At 69.9% G+C, this 16,826-nt stretch carries 22 protein-coding genes; 14 read left to right on the top strand and 8 right to left on the bottom strand.

The genetic code is table 11. From position 1 onward, the window contains the following. Nucleotides 1–111: 111 nt before the first annotated feature. Nucleotides 112–597 (bottom strand): SitI3 family protein, encoded by a 486-nt coding sequence (locus O2L01_RS22635; protein ID WP_270124304.1) that lies wholly within the window; start codon nucleotides 595–597, stop codon nucleotides 112–114. Nucleotides 598–1,242: 645 nt separating this feature from the next. Between O2L01_RS22635 and O2L01_RS22630 the strand changes: the two genes are divergently transcribed. The 3 genes from O2L01_RS22630 (at nucleotide 1,243) to O2L01_RS22620 (ending at nucleotide 2,957) form a co-directional block, all read left to right on the top strand. Further along, a complete protein-coding gene (locus O2L01_RS22630; protein ID WP_270124303.1) occupies nucleotides 1,243–1,611 on the top strand; it encodes a LysE family translocator in 369 nt (122 codons plus the stop codon). A 10-nt stretch (nucleotides 1,612–1,621) separates the two neighbouring features. Continuing rightward, entirely contained in the window at nucleotides 1,622–2,158 is a 537-nt protein-coding gene (locus tag O2L01_RS22625) for a P-loop nucleotide/nucleoside kinase family protein (RefSeq protein ID WP_333490294.1), read from the top strand. Nucleotides 2,159–2,324: 166 nt separating this feature from the next. Next, nucleotides 2,325–2,957, top strand: a complete 633-nt coding sequence (locus tag O2L01_RS22620) for a hypothetical protein (RefSeq protein ID WP_270124301.1) — start codon at nucleotides 2,325–2,327, stop codon at nucleotides 2,955–2,957. Between the two features lie 23 nt (nucleotides 2,958–2,980). On the opposite strand, the gene O2L01_RS22615 is transcribed toward O2L01_RS22620, so the two are convergent. Beyond that, nucleotides 2,981–4,258 carry a PP2C family protein-serine/threonine phosphatase gene (locus O2L01_RS22615; protein ID WP_270124300.1) on the bottom strand — a complete coding sequence of 426 codons (1,278 nt, stop codon included), beginning with the start codon at nucleotides 4,256–4,258 and terminating at the stop codon, nucleotides 2,981–2,983. Nucleotides 4,259–4,567: 309 nt separating this feature from the next. Between O2L01_RS22615 and O2L01_RS22610 the strand changes: the two genes are divergently transcribed. The 9 genes from O2L01_RS22610 (at nucleotide 4,568) to O2L01_RS22570 (ending at nucleotide 10,945) form a co-directional block, all read left to right on the top strand. Continuing rightward, nucleotides 4,568–6,253, top strand: a complete 1,686-nt coding sequence (locus O2L01_RS22610) for an FAD-dependent oxidoreductase (RefSeq protein WP_344469133.1) — start codon at nucleotides 4,568–4,570, stop codon at nucleotides 6,251–6,253. A 30-nt stretch (nucleotides 6,254–6,283) separates the two neighbouring features. Next, entirely contained in the window at nucleotides 6,284–6,562 is a 279-nt protein-coding gene (locus tag O2L01_RS22605; protein WP_270124298.1) for a metal-sensitive transcriptional regulator, read from the top strand. Between the two features lie 52 nt (nucleotides 6,563–6,614). Next, nucleotides 6,615–6,770 carry a hypothetical protein gene (locus O2L01_RS22600; protein ID WP_270124297.1) on the top strand — a complete coding sequence of 52 codons (156 nt, stop codon included), beginning with the start codon at nucleotides 6,615–6,617 and terminating at the stop codon, nucleotides 6,768–6,770. A gap of 107 nt (nucleotides 6,771–6,877) precedes the next feature. Beyond that, nucleotides 6,878–7,315: a universal stress protein gene (locus tag O2L01_RS22595; RefSeq protein ID WP_270124296.1), complete on the top strand. Its 438-nt coding sequence runs from the start codon at nucleotides 6,878–6,880 to the stop codon at nucleotides 7,313–7,315. A gap of 113 nt (nucleotides 7,316–7,428) precedes the next feature. Beyond that, nucleotides 7,429–7,872 carry a universal stress protein gene (locus O2L01_RS22590; protein WP_270124295.1) on the top strand — a complete coding sequence of 148 codons (444 nt, stop codon included), beginning with the start codon at nucleotides 7,429–7,431 and terminating at the stop codon, nucleotides 7,870–7,872. A gap of 249 nt (nucleotides 7,873–8,121) precedes the next feature. Then, on the top strand, nucleotides 8,122–8,634 hold the full coding sequence (locus O2L01_RS22585) for a SigE family RNA polymerase sigma factor (RefSeq protein ID WP_270124294.1): 513 nt from the start codon (nucleotides 8,122–8,124) through the stop codon (nucleotides 8,632–8,634). 12 nt (nucleotides 8,635–8,646) lie between these two features. Then, nucleotides 8,647–10,173, top strand: a complete 1,527-nt coding sequence (locus tag O2L01_RS22580) for a hypothetical protein (protein WP_270124293.1) — start codon at nucleotides 8,647–8,649, stop codon at nucleotides 10,171–10,173. Nucleotides 10,174–10,375: 202 nt separating this feature from the next. After that, nucleotides 10,376–10,735: a hypothetical protein gene (locus O2L01_RS22575; protein WP_270124292.1), complete on the top strand. Its 360-nt coding sequence runs from the start codon at nucleotides 10,376–10,378 to the stop codon at nucleotides 10,733–10,735. Nucleotides 10,736–10,777: 42 nt separating this feature from the next. Beyond that, nucleotides 10,778–10,945 carry a hypothetical protein gene (locus O2L01_RS22570; RefSeq protein ID WP_270124291.1) on the top strand — a complete coding sequence of 56 codons (168 nt, stop codon included), beginning with the start codon at nucleotides 10,778–10,780 and terminating at the stop codon, nucleotides 10,943–10,945. Between the two features lie 49 nt (nucleotides 10,946–10,994). Here O2L01_RS22570 and O2L01_RS22565 read toward each other — a convergent pair whose 3' ends face one another. Beyond that, the gene (locus tag O2L01_RS22565; RefSeq protein ID WP_270124290.1) at nucleotides 10,995–11,678 is read right to left on the bottom strand and encodes a response regulator; all 684 of its coding nucleotides are present in this window, start codon (nucleotides 11,676–11,678) and stop codon (nucleotides 10,995–10,997) included. Further along, on the bottom strand, nucleotides 11,675–12,820 hold the full coding sequence (locus O2L01_RS22560) for a sensor histidine kinase (protein ID WP_270124289.1): 1,146 nt from the start codon (nucleotides 12,818–12,820) through the stop codon (nucleotides 11,675–11,677). Before O2L01_RS22560 ends, O2L01_RS22565 begins: the two co-directional genes overlap by 4 nt. A gap of 109 nt (nucleotides 12,821–12,929) precedes the next feature. On the opposite strand from O2L01_RS22560, the gene O2L01_RS22555 reads away from it, so the two are divergent. After that, entirely contained in the window at nucleotides 12,930–13,652 is a 723-nt protein-coding gene (locus O2L01_RS22555) for a hypothetical protein (protein ID WP_270124288.1), read from the top strand. Between the two features lie 50 nt (nucleotides 13,653–13,702). On the opposite strand, the gene O2L01_RS22550 is transcribed toward O2L01_RS22555, so the two are convergent. From O2L01_RS22550 to O2L01_RS22540, 3 genes are all read right to left on the bottom strand, one after another. Further along, on the bottom strand, nucleotides 13,703–14,164 hold the full coding sequence (locus tag O2L01_RS22550; protein WP_270124287.1) for a hypothetical protein: 462 nt from the start codon (nucleotides 14,162–14,164) through the stop codon (nucleotides 13,703–13,705). 147 nt (nucleotides 14,165–14,311) lie between these two features. Further along, nucleotides 14,312–14,692 carry a hypothetical protein gene (locus O2L01_RS22545; protein WP_270124286.1) on the bottom strand — a complete coding sequence of 127 codons (381 nt, stop codon included), beginning with the start codon at nucleotides 14,690–14,692 and terminating at the stop codon, nucleotides 14,312–14,314. A gap of 127 nt (nucleotides 14,693–14,819) precedes the next feature. After that, entirely contained in the window at nucleotides 14,820–15,275 is a 456-nt protein-coding gene (locus O2L01_RS22540; RefSeq protein WP_270124285.1) for a MarR family winged helix-turn-helix transcriptional regulator, read from the bottom strand. A 93-nt stretch (nucleotides 15,276–15,368) separates the two neighbouring features. Here O2L01_RS22540 and O2L01_RS22535 point away from each other — a divergent pair, with 93 nt between their 5' ends. After that, nucleotides 15,369–15,827: an SgcJ/EcaC family oxidoreductase gene (locus O2L01_RS22535; RefSeq protein ID WP_270124284.1), complete on the top strand. Its 459-nt coding sequence runs from the start codon at nucleotides 15,369–15,371 to the stop codon at nucleotides 15,825–15,827. Between the two features lie 9 nt (nucleotides 15,828–15,836). Here the strand turns inward: O2L01_RS22535 and O2L01_RS22530 are convergent, their stop codons facing one another. Beyond that, the gene (locus O2L01_RS22530; protein WP_270124283.1) at nucleotides 15,837–16,808 is read right to left on the bottom strand and encodes a TIGR00341 family protein; all 972 of its coding nucleotides are present in this window, start codon (nucleotides 16,806–16,808) and stop codon (nucleotides 15,837–15,839) included. Nucleotides 16,809–16,826: the final 18 nt, after the last annotated feature.

Genomic DNA, 16,826 nt, shown 5'->3' with positions numbered 1-16,826 from the left:
CGGCAATTGCGAGACTGCTGAATCTGTTGGGCTGCAACGCTACCGAAGGCGCCGAGCCGCTGTCGCGCTCGAGCGTTCCGCCCAGAGAGGGCGCCGGTCCAAAGTGCCGTGCTAGAGGAATACCTGGTCGATCTGGCGGACCGGGTATTTCGCGAGCAGCTCGTCCAGAGCGCCTTCGCGGTTGTACTCGGCGCCTCGCAGCCGTTCGTCGAGGACGATGCCTTCGTCCCCGAGGCGCTGCACGTAGATCTCCTCGCCCTGGAACGTGAAGGTGCCCTTGGCATCGGGGAAGTCCTCGAAGAACCGCACCGCGGCGCCGATCATCTCGGCGAAGAGTCGAGCGTCAGCTTCCTCGGTCAGGAATTTCGAGGGGTGGAAGATGATCTTCAATGTCTCGGTCTCGCCGCCGAGCAGGTCGCTCATCTCCGGGTCGTGCTCGGTCCCGGTTCGGAGAGCGCCGATCCGCAGTTCGTCGCCGCGAGCGGCGGCGTCCGGGTCGCTGTAGTGGCGGTCGCATCCGAGCAGCTTCGCGACGTAGTCCAGCGCCGCCCGCTCGGAGACCACCGGCGAGACGGTCAGGTTGTAGTCGATGGACATCCGCTATGCCTCCGTCTCGGGCGGGTAGAACTGCGTGATCTCGCCGTGCTCGATGATCTTGATTTCCTGGAGCCCTCGGATCGGATACCGCTCGAGCCGGGTTCGACGGTGCCGGTGCCATGGTTGTGCCCGGTGGCTTACCACCACCTCCAGCACCGGACGAGCCCTTCGATCCACCGAGGAGCGGACCGTTGACGTAGTCGCTCATGGATCGATCGCCGGCGGCCAGGAGCGCGCGGGCCTCGTCGAGTCTCTCCATCGCGGCAAGCCACTGGCCGATGCCTTGTTCGACGAGCGGGTTACTCGAGTCGACGGTCGCGGTCTGCACTGCGGCGACCGCGCCTTCAGCGGTGTCGCGGGCGCCCTGGATTTCCGCTTCGGTCTGCCGGATCTGTTCGATGAGAGCGGTCAGCTGCGCGATCAGCTCGGACAGCAGCGACACGCAGGGCTCCAGGGGGTCGACCGTGGGAGGGTCGACCTATCGTATCGGCCAACTGCGAGAAGGTACGGACACCCGTTGGGGAGCCGAGCGTTCGATCCCCATCGCCCGCGCAGCTCGTCCTGCTCGAGGACAACGCGCGTCTTCATTGGGCAGGGGACGCTGAGCAGAGGTGCCAGCCGTGTGTATCGACGAATGGTTCAGCGGTGGGGGTCGCGACGATCCTCAAGGGCCGCAGCAAAGCCGCGCCTGACGCTCTCCCGACCGCGCCGCTGCGCACCTGGACCGCGTTGCTGGCGAACCTCCTCAATCCGAAGGCCGCGGCGGTCTACCTGACGCTGGTGCCGCAGTTCCTCGACCCTGGATCGTTCACCGTGGCGAACGTCCTCGCCTTCGCCTGCCTGCACGCGACGCTGACCGCGCTCTGGTTGGCGGTGAGCTCAGTCGCGCTGCGATCCCTCCGAGCCCGGGCGCTGCCGATCCCGCGGCGGGCCGTCGCACTCGTCGGTGGCGGCACGCTGATCGCTCTCGGTGTCCGGACGCTCGTGAGTTCGCGCGCGGTGCCCGCTACATGATCACCTTCTCATGAAGGCCGGCTGCTTCGGCAGGTGCGATGATCGTGGTCAGGGTTCGATGAGGACGGTGATCGTGAGCGAGCGACGGCCGAGACTGGTGCTCATATGCGGTCTGCCCGGGGCTGGGAAGACGACGTTGGCCAAGCGGTTGGAGCGGGAGATGCCCGCGGCGCGCTTGTGCCCCGACGAACGGCTCGCCGAGACGGGCTTCAGCCGGTTCGATGAAGCGGCGCGGGCGCGTATCGAGCGGGACCAGTGGGTCCATGCGCAGGACTTGTTGACTGCGGGATCGAGCGTGGTCTTGGAGAACGGCTTCTGGGAGCGCGGTGAGCGAGACGAGAAACGGCTCCGAGCTCGCGAGCTCGGAGCCGAAGTGGAACTGCGCTATCTCGCAGTGCCGTTGGCAGAGCTGCAGCGGCGCATCGCCGTCCGGAATCGAGAGCCGGGCTCGGTCGTGTTGACCGCCGAGATGCTCAGGGAGTGGCAGGGCGGGTTCGAGGCGCCGACGCAGGACGAACTCGACCTGTTCGACCCGCCGATGCCATGATTCGGCTCCTCCCTGTCGCCGCGGGACGCATTGCGCTGCAGCGTGGTGCGTTCGCCGCCACGGTTGCTCGTGGCCGCGGATGCGGGACTGCTCTGCGTTCGGGGATGATCGAGTCGTGACAGCGACAGGTGATCATGAGGCGGACTGGGCCGCCAGAGTCGGGTACGTGTTCGGCCTGACCAGTGGGAACCCGGTTGAGCGAGCGATAGCGCTCACCCATCTCAGTGAGGCCCGCGGCCGTGTCCATGAAGCTCTTGAGCGTTTCAATGAAGCCTGGTTCTTGACCCGTCCCCTGGGCGCCGAGCAGTGGAATGACCCCGAGATGCGCCGGCGGCATGCCGAATACTCTGAGGCGCAGCGGCACGCGTTCCCTGATGCCCTGTGGAGTCGGCCGAGTACTGGCCTCGCTGATTGGCCCGGCCTGCCGTATGCGTTGCAGTATCTCGAATGGGAGGCCCGCTACCCCGATGACTGGACGCTCCACGCGAAGAAGTGGGGGACCAAGGAGCGTCTCATCCGCGGCCTCGCGGTGGGTGACCACCGGGAGCCGGTGCGCGCCGCACTCGTTCAGCTGGTCATAGCGGCGGTCTCGCGTGCCTATCGTTGCAAGGACCGCGAATACGTCCGGATCGCACGTGCCGTCGACGGCGACGATCTTCGCGTCGGGCTCACCGGCGCGGCCGGCTCGAGCAGCCCTTGGGCGCGGCTCCACGCAGGCTACGTCCTGCGGCTCCTCGACGACCCCGCGCTGCCCAACTCCCGCCGCACCTGGCGAACCTGGTGTGCGGCAGACGCGTGACGGGCTGAGGGCCGGGCCCGCGGTCAGAGCCGGAGGATGATCAGCGCGATGTCGTCGCGTGCGCGTCCGCTGCCCACGCCGAGGTCGGACATCAGCAGGTCGGCCAGGAGTTCCGGGTCGTGGGTGCTGTGGCGCGCGAGGCTCGAGGTGAGCCGCTCGAGTCCCACGTCGATGTCCTCTCCGCGGCGCTCGATCAAGCCGTCGGTGTAGAGCACGAGCGTGTCGCCCGAGGCGTAGGAGTGCCCGGCCTGCGAGCTGGGGACGTGCTGCGGGCGGGCGCCCAGCGGCGGGTCGCTGACCTGGTTCAGCAGCTCGCATTCGCCGTCCGGGTGCACCAGGACCAGGGGCGGGTGCCCCGCGTTGCTGTAGGTGATCAACCGGCTGTCGGGATCGATCAGCGCGTTGATGGACGTGGTGTTCAGGGCGCCCTCCATCGAGCGGGCGTACAGGCCCAGCACCTCGAGGGCTTGAGCGGGCCGCTCCAGAGTGCGGACGGCGGCGTTGAGCACGCTTCGCAGCATGCCCATGACCGCGGCGGCCTGGAGTCCGTGCCCGACGACGTCGCCGATCGTCAGCGCGAAGCGCCCGCCCGGCAGGTCGATCAGGTCGTACCAGTCTCCGGACACGGTCAGGGAGTCGTCGGCGGGCAGGTAGCGCACCGCGACGTCGTCGTGGCGCTCGATGTCCGGCGTCATGAGCATGGTCCGCTGCAGGGTGACCGTCATTTCGTGCTCGCGCATGTGGGCCAGGCGCAGTTCCTGGTTGAGGTGCTGCAGCTCGAGGGCCCGCGCGTACAGCTCGGTCTCCACCGCCTCCCGCTCGATCGACGGCCCGGGCGACGGCCAGTCGCCGGCGAGGATGGCCCTGATGAACGGGGTCACGTCCTCCACCCGGATGATGATCCACCTGACCTCGCCGTCGTGGCCGAGGACCGGGGTGTTGACCGGCAGCCACCAGCGCTCCTCGAACACCCCTGGCCGGCCCTTGACGGGGAGGTCGTACTTCTGCAGCGCCATGCTGTCCGGTTCCCGCGTCTGCAGGACCTTGTCGAGCGACGCGCTCAGACCCTCCGCCTCGTCCGACTCGGGATCGGCCGAGTTCTCCGGGAAGGAGTCGAAGATGTACCGCCCGAGCAGGTTCTCGCGGGTGCGGTCGGTGACGTCGAGATAGGCCCGGTTGACCTCCACGATCACCAGGTCCGGCCCGAGTACCGCGCACGGGCCAGGGACCGCCTCGAAGAGCGCCTCGTAGTCGAGGCCCGTCATCGCCGACCGGCTCAGCGCCCCGTGCGTCTTATCCATGAGCTTGGACCCCCTTGGCTACGCTACCCCTTCCCACCTGGGGATAAAGGCGTGATCGTGCTTGAGGGCGCAACGTCGGCGCGTGCGGGTTCGTCTCGAGTGCGATGCCGACCCTCCGTGGACGCACCGTCGTCGAATCTGTCCCTTGGCGGTGGTGACGAGCATCGGATCGGCATCGGGCGTGTCGCAAGTGCGCTCCGATCGGACGGTGGCCCGGCTCTCCGCGCTGAAACTTGCCGCGGCGAATACCCCCGGGGGTATATTGGCGATATGGAGACCACCAGGAACACCACCACCGAGAGCGAGCCGATGCGGATCGTCGTCGTCGGCGGCGTGGCCGGCGGCATGAGCGCCGCCGCCAGGGCGCGGCGTCTGGACGAGCGCGCCGAGATCATCGTCCTCGAACGCGGTGCGCACGTCTCGTTCGCGAACTGCGGTCTTCCCTATCACGTGGGCGGCGAGATCGAGGACGCCTCCGAACTCCTGCTGCGGACCCCGGAGTCGCTGCGGGCGGCCCTGAACCTCGACGTGCGCACCGGGCACGACGTGATCGGGCTCGACACCGAAGCCAAGACGCTGACAGTGCGCACCGACGCCGGGACGGAACCGCTCCGATACGACGCCCTCGTGCTCTCACCGGGCGCCCGAGCCGTAGTGCCGCCGGTCCCCGGCCTGGACTCCGCGCGCGTCCGGACCCTGCGCACAGTCGAAGACGCGGTCGCACTGCGCCGATCGGCCGACCTCGGCGCCGAGAAGGCCGTGGTCATCGGCGCCGGCTTCATCGGCGTGGAGACCGCCGAAACCCTCGCCAACCGGGGCCTCAGCGTGAGCCTGGTCGAACTCGCCCCGCATCCGCTGCCGCCGTTGGAAACCGAGATGGCGCAGCCGGTCGCGGCCGAACTCCGCCGCCTCGGGATCGACCTCCGCACCGGGACGGCCGCCGCCGAAGTGCGGCCAGGCCCCGACCACGACGTCGTCGTCCTCAACGACGGCACGGCGATCGAGGCCGACATGATCGTGCTTTCGGTCGGCGTGCGCCCCGACACCGAGGCCTTCGAGCGGGCCGGGATCGCCTGCGAACGCGGCGCGATCATCACCGACGAGCACGGCCGCACCTCGGCTCCCGGCGTGTGGGCGGTCGGCGACGCCGTCGCCAGTCGTGACGCCGTCACCGGCGCGCGCCGCCCGGTGGCGCTGGCGGGCCCCGCGAACCGGGCCGGCCGCCTGGTCGCAGACGACATCCTCAGGCCGGGCTCGGCCCGTCCGATACCGCGGCCGGTCGGCACCACGATCGTCCGCGTCGGGGACCTGACCGCGGCGTTCACCGGCGCGAACCGCGCGAGTCTGGAGGACGCCGGGATCGGGTTCCACACGGTGCACCTCCACCCGAAGGACCACGCCGACTACTTCCCCGGCGCCGAGACCCTCCACCTGCTCCTGCACTTCCGCGAGGGCGACGGACTGCTCCTGGGCGCGCAAGCGGTGGGACGCGAGGGCGTCGACAAGCGGATCGACGTACTCGCCACCGCGCTCCGCGCCGGCATGGGCGTCGCCGACCTCATCGACCTGGACATGGCGTACGCCCCGCCTTACGGCCATGCCAAGGACCCGGTCAACCTGGCGGGCATGATCGGCGCCGACGTGCTCGACGGGACCCTCCGGTCGTGGCATGCCGAAGAGCTCGACCGCGTTCTGGCCGAAGCGCTCGTGCTCGACGTGCGCACCCGCTCCGAGTACGACGAGGGCCACCTGCCCGGGTCGATGCTGGTACCGCATGTCGAACTGCGGGAACGCCTCGACGAGGTGCGGGCAGCCGCGGCCGGACGGCCGGTGCGCGTGCTGTGCGCGTCGGGGGTGCGGTCGAACCTCGCGCACCGGCTCCTCGCGCAGGAGGGCTTCGACAGTGCGTCGCTGTCCGGTGGCATGCGCACGCTGCGCGCCGCATTGGGCGACGGCGTCCTCTCCCGCTCCACCTTGGCCGAGCGCCGAGGCTGACCGAGAACCCCTTCACGAAGGAGACCGACCATGACGATTCCCGACCCCGACGCCCAGCGCCGCGTGCTGAACCGGCTGAAGCGGGCGCGCGGCCAGCTCGACGCGGTGATCGCCGCGGTGGAGGACGGCGGGCGCTGCCGCGACGTCGTCACGCAGCTCGCCGCCGTCTCGACCGCGCTCGACCGCGCCGGCTTCGCTATCGTGTCCACCGCGATGAAGGACTGCATCGCCGACCCCGAGCAGGCCGCCGAGAACGAAGACGGCCTCACCACCGAAGAGCTGGAGAAGCTCTTCCTCATGCTGGCCTGAGCGACCCGCCGGGCCTCGACGACGACCCAAAGAGAAAGAGGACGATCCCGACATGTGCTATCCCGTCAAGTGCCGCGAGTGCGGCAACACCACCTGGGCCGGCTGCGGCGAGCACGCCGACGAGGTCATGCGCGAGATTCCCAAGGAACAGCGCTGCGAAGGCCACGAGAAGCAGCCCGGTCTGCTCACCCGGATCCTGCGCCGCTGAGCCGTTCCGCGAGTCGGCAGTGCGGCCCGCGGCCGGGCGGGCATCCGCGAACACGGGCCGCGAGGCCGCGTTTGTAGGACACTGAGGGGGTTTCGAAGGAGATCACGATGGCTCAGGGAACGCAGGAGAAGGTCGTGGTGGGGGTCGACGGTTCGCCGACCTCGCTCCGCGCGCTGCGATGGGCACTCGAGTACGCCGAGCGGACCGGCGCGGCGATCGAGGCGCTCCACGCTTGGCAGATTCCGACCACGTACGGGGCGCCGGTGGCGGTCCTGCCCGGCGAGAACTTCGCCGCCACGGCCGAGCGGGCGCTGAACGGATCGGTGGACCAGGAGCTCGGGGACCGGGACGATCTGCACGTCGAACGTGTCGCAGAGCTGGGCTACCCGCCGAAGGTCCTGGTCGAGCATTCGAAAGGCGCTGATCTGCTGGTCGTGGGCAGCCGCGGACGCGGCGGCTTCACAGGGACCCTGCTGGGCTCGGTCAGCCTCCACTGCGTCTCGCACGCCGCCTGCCCGGTCGTGGTCGTCCGCGTGGACGACTGAACCCGCACGCGGGAGCGACCGCCGACGCGACGAGGTCACGTCCCACCCCCGGCCCTTCGCGGTCGTCACGTACTCCACCCCGGTGCCAAGCGCGATTCCGATGGGAGGCCGGCATGTCCGAGCGCGAGGTCGAGCACAACGTGGTCATGGTCGGCGTGGACGGTTCGCCCGCGTCGCGCCTGGCGCTTCGGTGGGCGGTACGGCAGGCCGAGGCCGTGAGCGGCCGGGTCGTCGCGGTCCTGGCGTGGCAGGAGCCGACAGGGTTCGGTCTCGGCGTGACGGTCCCGCCCGGGGTCCAATGGGGCGAGGAAGCGCGCGTGTCCCTGCATTCGACCGTCGCCTCCGCGCTCGGCGAGCGGGTGCCGGTGCCGATCGAGCAGCGGGTCGTCGAGGGTCATCCGGCCGAGGTGCTGCTGTCCCAGTCCAAGGACGCCGATCTGCTCGTGGTGGGCAGCCGCGGTCTCGGCGGGTTCGTCGGAACCCTGCTGGGCTCGGTGAGCCGCCATGTCGTCAGCCACGCGTCCTGCCCGGTGGTCGTCATCCCCGACAAGACCTGAGGCCGCCGGACCGAACTCCTCGAAACGCCGCAGAGCGGGGACGCCTTTGAGGGCGTCCCCGCTCGCGTTCGGTCTCTTGCGCATGGCGTCCCCAATGCCGTTCGGAGATCGCCCGCTCCCGCGTGGCCCGTCGGGGCGCGCACATTCTTGACAACGGGTGTTCCGCGGGCCCGCGTAATTACGGATGCGAGGCCGTGAATCCACCACGGCGCGGCCCGCACCCCGACCCGTCACCCGAAAGAGGCCCTAGTGCAGAGCAAGGAGCAACGCGAGGACGAATTCAAATCGTTCGACCTCGCGCACCGCGACCGCCTCAGGCGGTACGCGTACTACCTGAGCGGGGACTGGCACCAGGCCGACGACATCGTCCAGAAGGCGCTCACGAAGCTGTTCGCCGCCTGGCACCGCGTCGAGCCCGGCGGCGCGCCCGCGTACGCGCGCCGGATCGTCACCAACGTGTACCTGTCCCACCGGCGGCTCGCCTGGGTGCGCCGCGAGCGCGCCACCGACGACATGCCGGTCCAGCGCATCGAAGCGCCCCAGGCGGAGGTCGAGCTGCGCCTCACCGTCGCCGGGGCGCTCGACAAGCTGGCGGCGCGCGAGCGCGTGACGATCGTCCTCCGGTACTGGGAGGAGCTCTCGGTCGACGAGACGGCCGCCGCCATGGGCTGCTCCGCGGGAACCGTGAAGAGCCAGACCTCAAGGGCCATGGGCAAACTGCGACGACTGCTGGCCGGGACCCGCGTCCCCGCCGGCGCGTAAGGAAGGACACCGATGGAACACCACGACCACACCGAGCAGCTCCTGCTGCAGGGGCGCCCGGACGACCCCGTCCCGCCGTCCGGAATGGACATCAAGCAGGTCATGCGCCGCGGCTACCGCGTCCAGGCCCGCCGCAACGCGGCCATCGGAGGCGCCGCTGCCACGGGGATCGCCGCGATCGCCGCCGTCCTCGCCTTGTCCCTCACCGGGATCGGCGACGAGCAGACCCCCGACGCCGCCCGGACGTTCCCGGCGGGCGAGGGCTTCGACTTCAACCCGGCCACCGCCGCCTACCCGCCCGACCACCCCGTGTACGACAGCCCCGACCCGGTCGGCCGGGAGCTCAACACCGCTGCCAAGGACGCATTCGGCGACCTCGCGGTGGACGCGGGGATCTTCGATGCGGACGCACTGGACTACGAGTTCCCCTCCGACGAAGCGGCCCTTGAGGTCATGGAAGAGCAAGGCGGGGACTACTACGCCGCGCTGAGCGAGCTCGGGTTCAACCTGGAGCAGTTCAACTTCGCGCCCCGCGCGATCGACGCCAAGGGCGGCCAGGCGTCCTTGCGCGCCTACGTCGCGCTCGACTCGAACGAGGAGGCCGAGAACTTGGCGTACGGCATCGCCGGCTTCCAGCCCGGCGGCTGGACCGCGGAACCGGGTCCGACCGGCGACGTCGCGTTCCCGCAGCACCTCATCACCGACGAGGCGTCGTGGACCGACGAGGCGCCCGAGTTCGCCACCGAGACGCTCGACGACGGCCGCATCCTCATGACTGCCGACCACGGCTGCGCGCTCGAAGCCGCCGTCATGTACCCGAACGGCTCAGCGCTCACCTCGTGGTGGGACCTCGACTGCGAGGGCCAAGGCCACCAGATGTCGCTCCAGGACCTGGCCGCCGCGATGCTCGCCATGCCCCAGATCGACTACGACACCAGCGAACTCGCGCCGGTCGAGTTCCTCGACATGCAGCCCGCCTGGCCCGTCGACGAATCCTGGCCCGCGGCCGCGGACGCCGACGCGCAGGCGAGCCTCGACGCGGCGGTCGCCGTGATCGACGGCGCCTTCGGCGAGACCGAGCGGCACGACGGCGGCGCCGTGGGGCTCCCCACCGGCACAGGGGAAGTCGAGCAGCGCACCTACACCACCGACGTCACCATGCCGTTCAACGACCGCCTCGACGTCTCGATCAACATGAACGTCCGCTACTTCCTGCCGGGCGGCTGGCTCCCGGGTCTCCCGCCGGAGGGCGCGGGCACCGGCCCGTACCTGGTCGACTGCGGCGCCCCTGGCGACGACAAGGACGACGTCTGCGCCGAGACCGAGGTGGACGGCCGTACCGTCGCCACCCGCACCTGGTGCGTCGCCGACGACTGCTCCTGGTTCATCGCGGCCTACGACGAGTCCGGCTGGGCCGTCCTGATCGAGACCAGCGTCAACGGCGGCCAGGTCGACGGCTACGGACTCGAAGAACTCACCGCCCTCGCAGCCGCCCTCCCCGCCCCCACTTACGACCCCGCCGAGTACGAAACCGACTGACCCGCAACCCGACCGCAAGGGCGACGTCCACAAGGACGCCGCCCTTGCGGCGTCCCCGCCGAACCCGTCCCAAGGAGTCGAAGCCTTCCCCGCCCTGGTGAGTAGCGCCGACATCGGCTGTCATCTGTCCATAGGCAACGAGATCGGGGACACCCTTAGGCGGCGCGTGTCCTCCGAGAGTTCGCTATCGACGAGGGCGAACATGACGATCATGGATTTTCCCGAAGTGAACTCGACCGATTTCTATAAGCAGCGCACCAAATGGAAGGAGGAGGCGACACGCGGCGGCAGTGTTTACGTCACCGAGAACGGCGTGGTCACCCATGTCTTCTCCTCTATCGCCCGTCACGAAGAGATGACTGCAGACCGCCGCGAGCTTGATCGGGCACAGGCGAAGATCGCCGAGCTCGAACAGTGGAACGAAATACTCGGTGAGGCTTATGCCAGCGCCCTCGACAAGAAGCGTGAAGAGCTGATGACCCGGCCGATAGCTGGCTTCCGCGAGGCGATCCGTCGATACCCCAGCCCTGAGTCCTATAAGGGCCGCCGCCGCGCCGCCTGATCGGCGGGACGCAGTGCTGATCACCTCGCCGCATCGCCAGTGATGACGACCGATGCCGAGGTGCTGGACTGCTTCGCCAGCCTGCTCGGTTGCGATGAATGCCGAACGGACACCGCCCGGTCGTCCAAATCGACGCTGATACGGATTCGGCAGATGATCACCCCGCACCTGGCGGAGGTGCTCGGCGGCATTCCGGAGTCCCTTCGATAACGGTGCCCTCCGGTAGTTCGCCATCGAGAAAGATGGCTGAAAAGGCCGGTCATGGCCGTTGGTCGGGGTTCGCGCCTGGGGCGACGAGGCCGGATTCGTAGGCGGCGATCACGAGTTGGGCGCGGTCTCTGGCGTGGAGCTTGGCCAGAAGGCGGCTGATGTGGGTCTTGACGGTCGCCATGCTGATGAAGAGGCGTGACGCAAGTTCGGTGTTGCTCAGGCCCGCGGCGATGAGGGTCAGGACTTCGCGTTCGCGGTCGGTGAGTGTTTCGAGGCGGCGGCTCGTGACGGGCCCGGCTGCGGGCCGCAGGGTGTATTCCTCGATGAGGCGGCGGGTCGCGGTGGGGGCGAGGATGCCTTCGCCGGAGGCGACGGCGCGGATGCCGGCGAGGAGGGTGGGTGGGGGCGCGTCCTTGAGGAGGAAGCCGCTTGCGCCCGCGCGGAGGGCCGCGTGCACGTATTCGTCGAGGTCGAAGGTGGTCAGCACGAGCACCCGCACCTCGGACAGGCCCGGGTCGGCGCAGATGCGGCGGGTGGCCTCGATGCCGTCCATGCCGGGCATGCGGACGTCCATCACGACGACGTCAGGCCGAGCCGTGCCCGCCAGCGCCAGTGCCTCGCCGCCGGAGCCGGCCTCGCCGACCACTTCGAGGTCGGGGTCGGAGTCGATGAGGAGCCGGAAGCTGCCGCGTACCAGCGCCTGGTCGTCCGCGATGAGCACTCGCACGGTCATCGGGACGCGCCTTTCGCATAGGGCAGCACCGCTTTGACGGTGAACCCGCCGCCGTGGGAGGGGCCGGCGGTGAAGGTGCCGCCGTACATGAGGACGCGTTCGCGCATACCGATGAGGCCGTGCCCGGGATCGCCGCCGGGACGGTGCGGGCCGTCGTCGACGACCTCGGCGGTGATGGTGTCGCGGTCGTGCCGCACGGTCACCGTGCAGCGGCCGCCGCCTGCGTGTTCGACCACATTGGTCAGTGATTCCTGCGTGACCCGGTAGACGGCCAGGGCGACACCGGCGGGCACGCGCGCGGGGGCGTCGACCGTCGCGTCGACGCGGACGCCCGCGGCGCGGGTGCGCTCGAACAACGCCTCCAGGTCGTCCAGGCCCGGCGTCGGTCCGAGGGTGTCGGCGGGTTCGGCGTTCGAGCGCAGGACGGTCAGTGCGCCGCGCATCTCGGCCAGGGCATCGCGGCTCGTGGATTCGATGGAGCGCAAGGCTTCTCGGGCTCGGTCGGGTTGGGCGTCGGCGACGTGGTTGGCGACGCCCGCCTGGATCGCGATGAGGCTCAGGCTGTGCGAGACCACGTCGTGGAGCTCCCGGGCGATGCGCATCCGCTCCTCGGACACCACGCGAGCCTGCTCGCTCGCGCGGGCGCGCCGATCGCGTTCGCGCCGGCGCCGGACCGCCGCGCCTGAGACCCAGCCGGCGCCCGCGACGATCAAGGTCATGCAGGTCAATCCGACGGCGCCGGCGAGGTTCTCGGAAGGCGTCACGATATACAGCCCCGTGAACAGGCCGGCGCCGAGCACGGTGAGCGCGCCGATGAGCGCGGCCGCCGAGCGGCGGAAGCCGGTCAAGGCGCCGACCGTGTAGAGGACGAGCGCGGCGGGCACGAACGGTTCGCGGGTGAGGTCGAGCAGTGCCGCTGCGACGCAGCCTGCGAGGGTGACCGCGGTGCTCGTCAGGGGCCAGCGGCGCCGCACCGCGATGGGCCCGCCGACTGCGGCGGCGGTGAGCCAGGCGAGCCAGGCCGGTCCGGTGAAGGCCGGCGTCCCGTCGGAGCCGTCGAAGGAGGCGAAGACGAGGTAGACGGCGCATACGGCGGCCGCGGCGGCGGCGTCGAGCGCGATCAGGGTGCGGCGAGGGGACACGGCGAAACGGTATCCCGCGCCCGCTCAGGTGTCGTCATACCTCGGTCTGACGAGCGAGACCAGGCTGCGGTCCGACGCGGCCGCGCTCTCGCCCGCCGAAGGTTGGGGCATGAACGAATCGACCTTCCCCGGCCGCTGGCTCGGCGGCACCGCCCTCGTCCTCGGCCCGCTGCTGCTCCTCGCGGGCGTCCTGCTCCGCATCGGCCCCGACTTCTTCTTCCCCGCGCAGCTCGAGGCCTTCGCCGCGAACCCGGGACTCATGACCGCGGCGTACACGTGCTTCCTCGCCGGGAACGTGCTCCTGTGGCCGGCCGTCGCCGTCCTCGCCGCGCGTATCGGCCGGACGCGGCCGCGCTTGGCGCTGTGGGGCGGCGCGATGGCCGTCTTCGGCCTGTTCGCCCGCACGTTCCACGCCGGGGTCGACCATCTCGCGTTCCGTCTGGCCGCCGACCAGGGGCCGGAGGCGGCCACCCGCGCGGTCGCCGACGCTTACGGCGCTTGGCATCTCATGAGCGCGTTCTCGGTCGCGATCCTGGCCGGCTGGATCGTCCTCGCGATCGGCGCGTTCCGCAGCGGCGTCTTCGGCCCCGGCGTGCTCGGCGTCGTGCGGTCCGCCGCGCTCGCATCGATGGCGCTGCTGCCGTTGGGCGTCCTCAAGGGCACCACGCCGCTGTCGGTGGTGGCGGTCTGCGGGCTCGCGATCGCCTTGGTGCCGCTCGGTGTCAGGGTTCTGCGCGATGGCCCGGTGCCGCGCCCGCGCGTTCTCATCGTTTGGATCGGGTTGGTCGTGGTTCTGTTGGCGGCCATGGGAATCGTCGGAACGCTCGGGTAGGGGCCCAGTCGAAGGTGCTGCCGAGGTGCAGGCCCCTCCCGAGTGTGCGGCTAGGTTGTCGCGCGAGTGGGGCCGACGTCGGTGGCGTCCTGGATGATCTCGACGATCTCGGCGGCGGAGTCGCTGGACACGCAGCCGCCGTTGCCGTTGGAGACCTGTTCGTCTCCTGTGGACAGGATCCACGAGTAGTTCGGCATCACGGCCGCGCACATGGTGTCGTAGTCGGGGTCGGTGGGGAAGTCGGGGGCCTCCACGAGTTCGGCGATGCGCTCGACCTCGTCGGCCGTGAGCTTCCCCGATCCGGGTTCGGAGCCGGTGCGCTCCCAGGAGCCGTCGGTCGCGAACGCCACCTTCGCCTCCATCACGACCTCGAGTTCGTCGTCGATCTCGGTGACCGAGAACGACAGTTCCGGCATGGTCGCGGCCCCCGAGTCGTCGGCTGCCTCGCCGTTCTGCAGGCCGCAGGCGCTCAACGCGAGGAGCGCGACGGGCAGGATCATGAGTCGCTTCATGCGGTTCGGACGTTCGAGGGGCGTGTTCGGTTCCGACCGGAGGGAGGCGAACGTCGCCCTCGGCCGCGAGTTCCGTGCCCGCATTCGCGCCTGCCTGTTCTCGGAGTGGCCGTCAGGGGCGCTTTCCCAAGCGCCCCTGGCGATTCCCTATTCGGTGATCTGGATGCGTCGCCAGATGTCGAAGTTCCCGTCCCAGCTCAGATCCATGTAGTAGGTGTACCCGCTGCGGATGTTGTAGCTCGCGGAGTTGCACCCGGCGTCCGAGCCGTCCGAGATCTTCAAGAGGTCGCCGCTCCCGCCGACCCGGTAGAGGACGCCCGTGACCGCGTATCCGTCCGACTGCGTGTCGCAGACCCTGAACGTGTCCGTCTCGGCGTCGAAATGGGTCATGGTCCCGAGCTGCCGCCCGTCGCGGTCGCTGAGGATCAGGTAGGCGTTGGCGGCCTGGGCCTGCCCGGATGCGCCGATGACGATGGCCGTCATCGCGGCGCAGACGATCAACGCGCGCTTGGCGAAGGTTGTGAACAAGAGAGACTCCATTCTGTGACTGGAGCCAGTATTCGAGCCCGCCTGGCCGTTCACAAGGCGAAGCACCGGCGGGTCACCGGCGGGATCCTGGCCGAGGCCGATCTCGACGCGCGTACCTGACGGCGTGTCAGGCGGTCTTGCGGATGGTCTCGATCGCCTCGTGGAAGGCGGGGGCGGCACGTTCGAAGTGGTCGGTGAGGGTGGCGATCTCGGCGGGGGAGGCGTCGGCGAAGACTTCGGCGAGTTTTTCGCGGGCGGGGGCGAGGGCGCTGTCGAGTTCGAGGGTGTCGGTGTCGACGGCCTCGACGAGGACCCGGCGGCGGTCGGCGGGGTCGGTGATGCGGCGGACGAGGCCGCGCTGTTCGAGGCGGTCGATGAGGCGGGTGGTGGCGCCGGTGGTGAGGCCGGTCTTGGCGGCGAGGTCGCCGGAGGTCATGCGGCCGTAGAAGGTCAGGGTGCCGACCGCGTAGAGGTCGGTGGGGCCGAGGCCGACGGCTTGGGCGGTCGCGAGGCCGTGGAGGACGATCGCGTTGAGGTAGCGCGGGTAGATCGCGCCGAGTCGCTGGAGATCGGGTGTTGACATCGCGGGGTCGCCTTCGCTAATCTAATATCTGCATGAATGCAGATAATGTTTCAGTGCAGGTATTCGATCACCAAGCTACCAGAGGAGCCCTCCGTGAACAACGAGACCGAAGCCGTCGACGCCGTCGAAGCCGTCATCCGCCAGACCGTCGCCGCCTGGAATGCCGGGGACGCCGATGCCTACGGCGCCTGCTTCACCGCCGACGCCACCTATGTGACCTGGGTCGGCACCCGCTACCAGGGCCGCGACGAGATCGTCCGCTCGCACGCCGCGCTGTTCCGCTCGTTCCTCAGGGGCACCAACCTCGCCGATGAGATCGTCGCCGTCCGCTTCATCGGCCCCGACGCCGCGATCGTCTCCAGCAACGGGGACGTCGTCAAGGGCGGCAAGCGACCCGAGGACGCGAAGCTCATGAAGGCCCAGACTTACACGATCGTGCGCGAGGCCGACGGCGCGTGGCGGATCGCGTCCTTCCACAACACCAAGCGCAAGGCCCTCATGGAGCGGATCTCCTTCAAGTTCGCCCCCGAGACCGCCCCTGCGGCCGCCTGAGGGGGCGTTTCAGTCGCTGATCCGCTCGCCGACCGTGTGTACCACCGTCACGGGCGGGTCGGTCGGCAGCGCCTTGTCGACCGCGTCCTGGAGCTCGCCGATGTCGGGCAGCTCATCGGGGCTGCGGACGTCGACGAGCAGGCCGTGGCCGCTCCAGGTCACCTGGCTGACCTCGGCCTCCGGGGTGTCGCTGAGCCACGACTCGGCGAGGGCCTGGACCTGGTCGGCCCAGAGGGACGTGACCGAGTTGAGCGTCATCGGGATCCCGACCGCGACCAGGACGACGGCGAGCGCCGCGTAGGCGCGGCCCCGCCAGCGCGTGCCCGTCTCGGCGGAGGACTCGCGCGCGTACCCGGCCGTCATCAGGACGACGACCGCCGCGATGATCAGCACGACCATGTTGGAGGCGAACAGGACGAGCGCCCCGAGCGCCAGTTCGGGTTGGCGCGAGCCGAGGCACACGCCGACGACCCCGAGCGGCGGCACGAGCGAGATGGCGATGGCGACGCCGGGCAGGACGTCGCCCACGTCCCGGCGGGCGATCGCGATCGAGCCGGCGAAGCCGGTCGCGACGGCGGCCGCGAGGTCGGTGAGCGTGGGGGAGACGCGGCCGACGACCTGGGAGTTGGAGAGCACGTTCGTGGGGTTGGGCAGGAGCAGGGCGAACAGGAACCCGATGGCCACCACGACGAACACGCTCGCGAGCACGTACAGCAGCGAGCGCCCGACGAGCGGGGCGTTGCCGGTGACGATGCCGAGCCCGACGGCCAGGATCGGGGTCGAGAGCGGCGCGACGATCATCGCGCCGATGACGGTGGCGGTCGAGTCGCCGATGACGCCGGCGGTCGCGATGAGCCCGGCGAGGGACAGCATCGTCCAGTACGCGGACCGCTTGGCGTCGCGGTCGCCGTGGCCGAGGTCGATCCGGTCCTCGAGTTCCGAGAGATCCCGTCGCTGACTCGCTGGGATGAGCACGCTCATGTTCGCCTCCTTATTCCA

It is taken from the genome of Glycomyces lechevalierae (assembly GCF_027622945.1).
Taxonomy (GTDB): Bacteria; Actinomycetota; Actinomycetes; order Mycobacteriales; family Micromonosporaceae; genus Glycomyces; species Glycomyces rutgersensis.
Note: the sequence above shows the minus strand (reverse complement) of the source record. Positions and strands in the feature narration are given on the sequence as shown.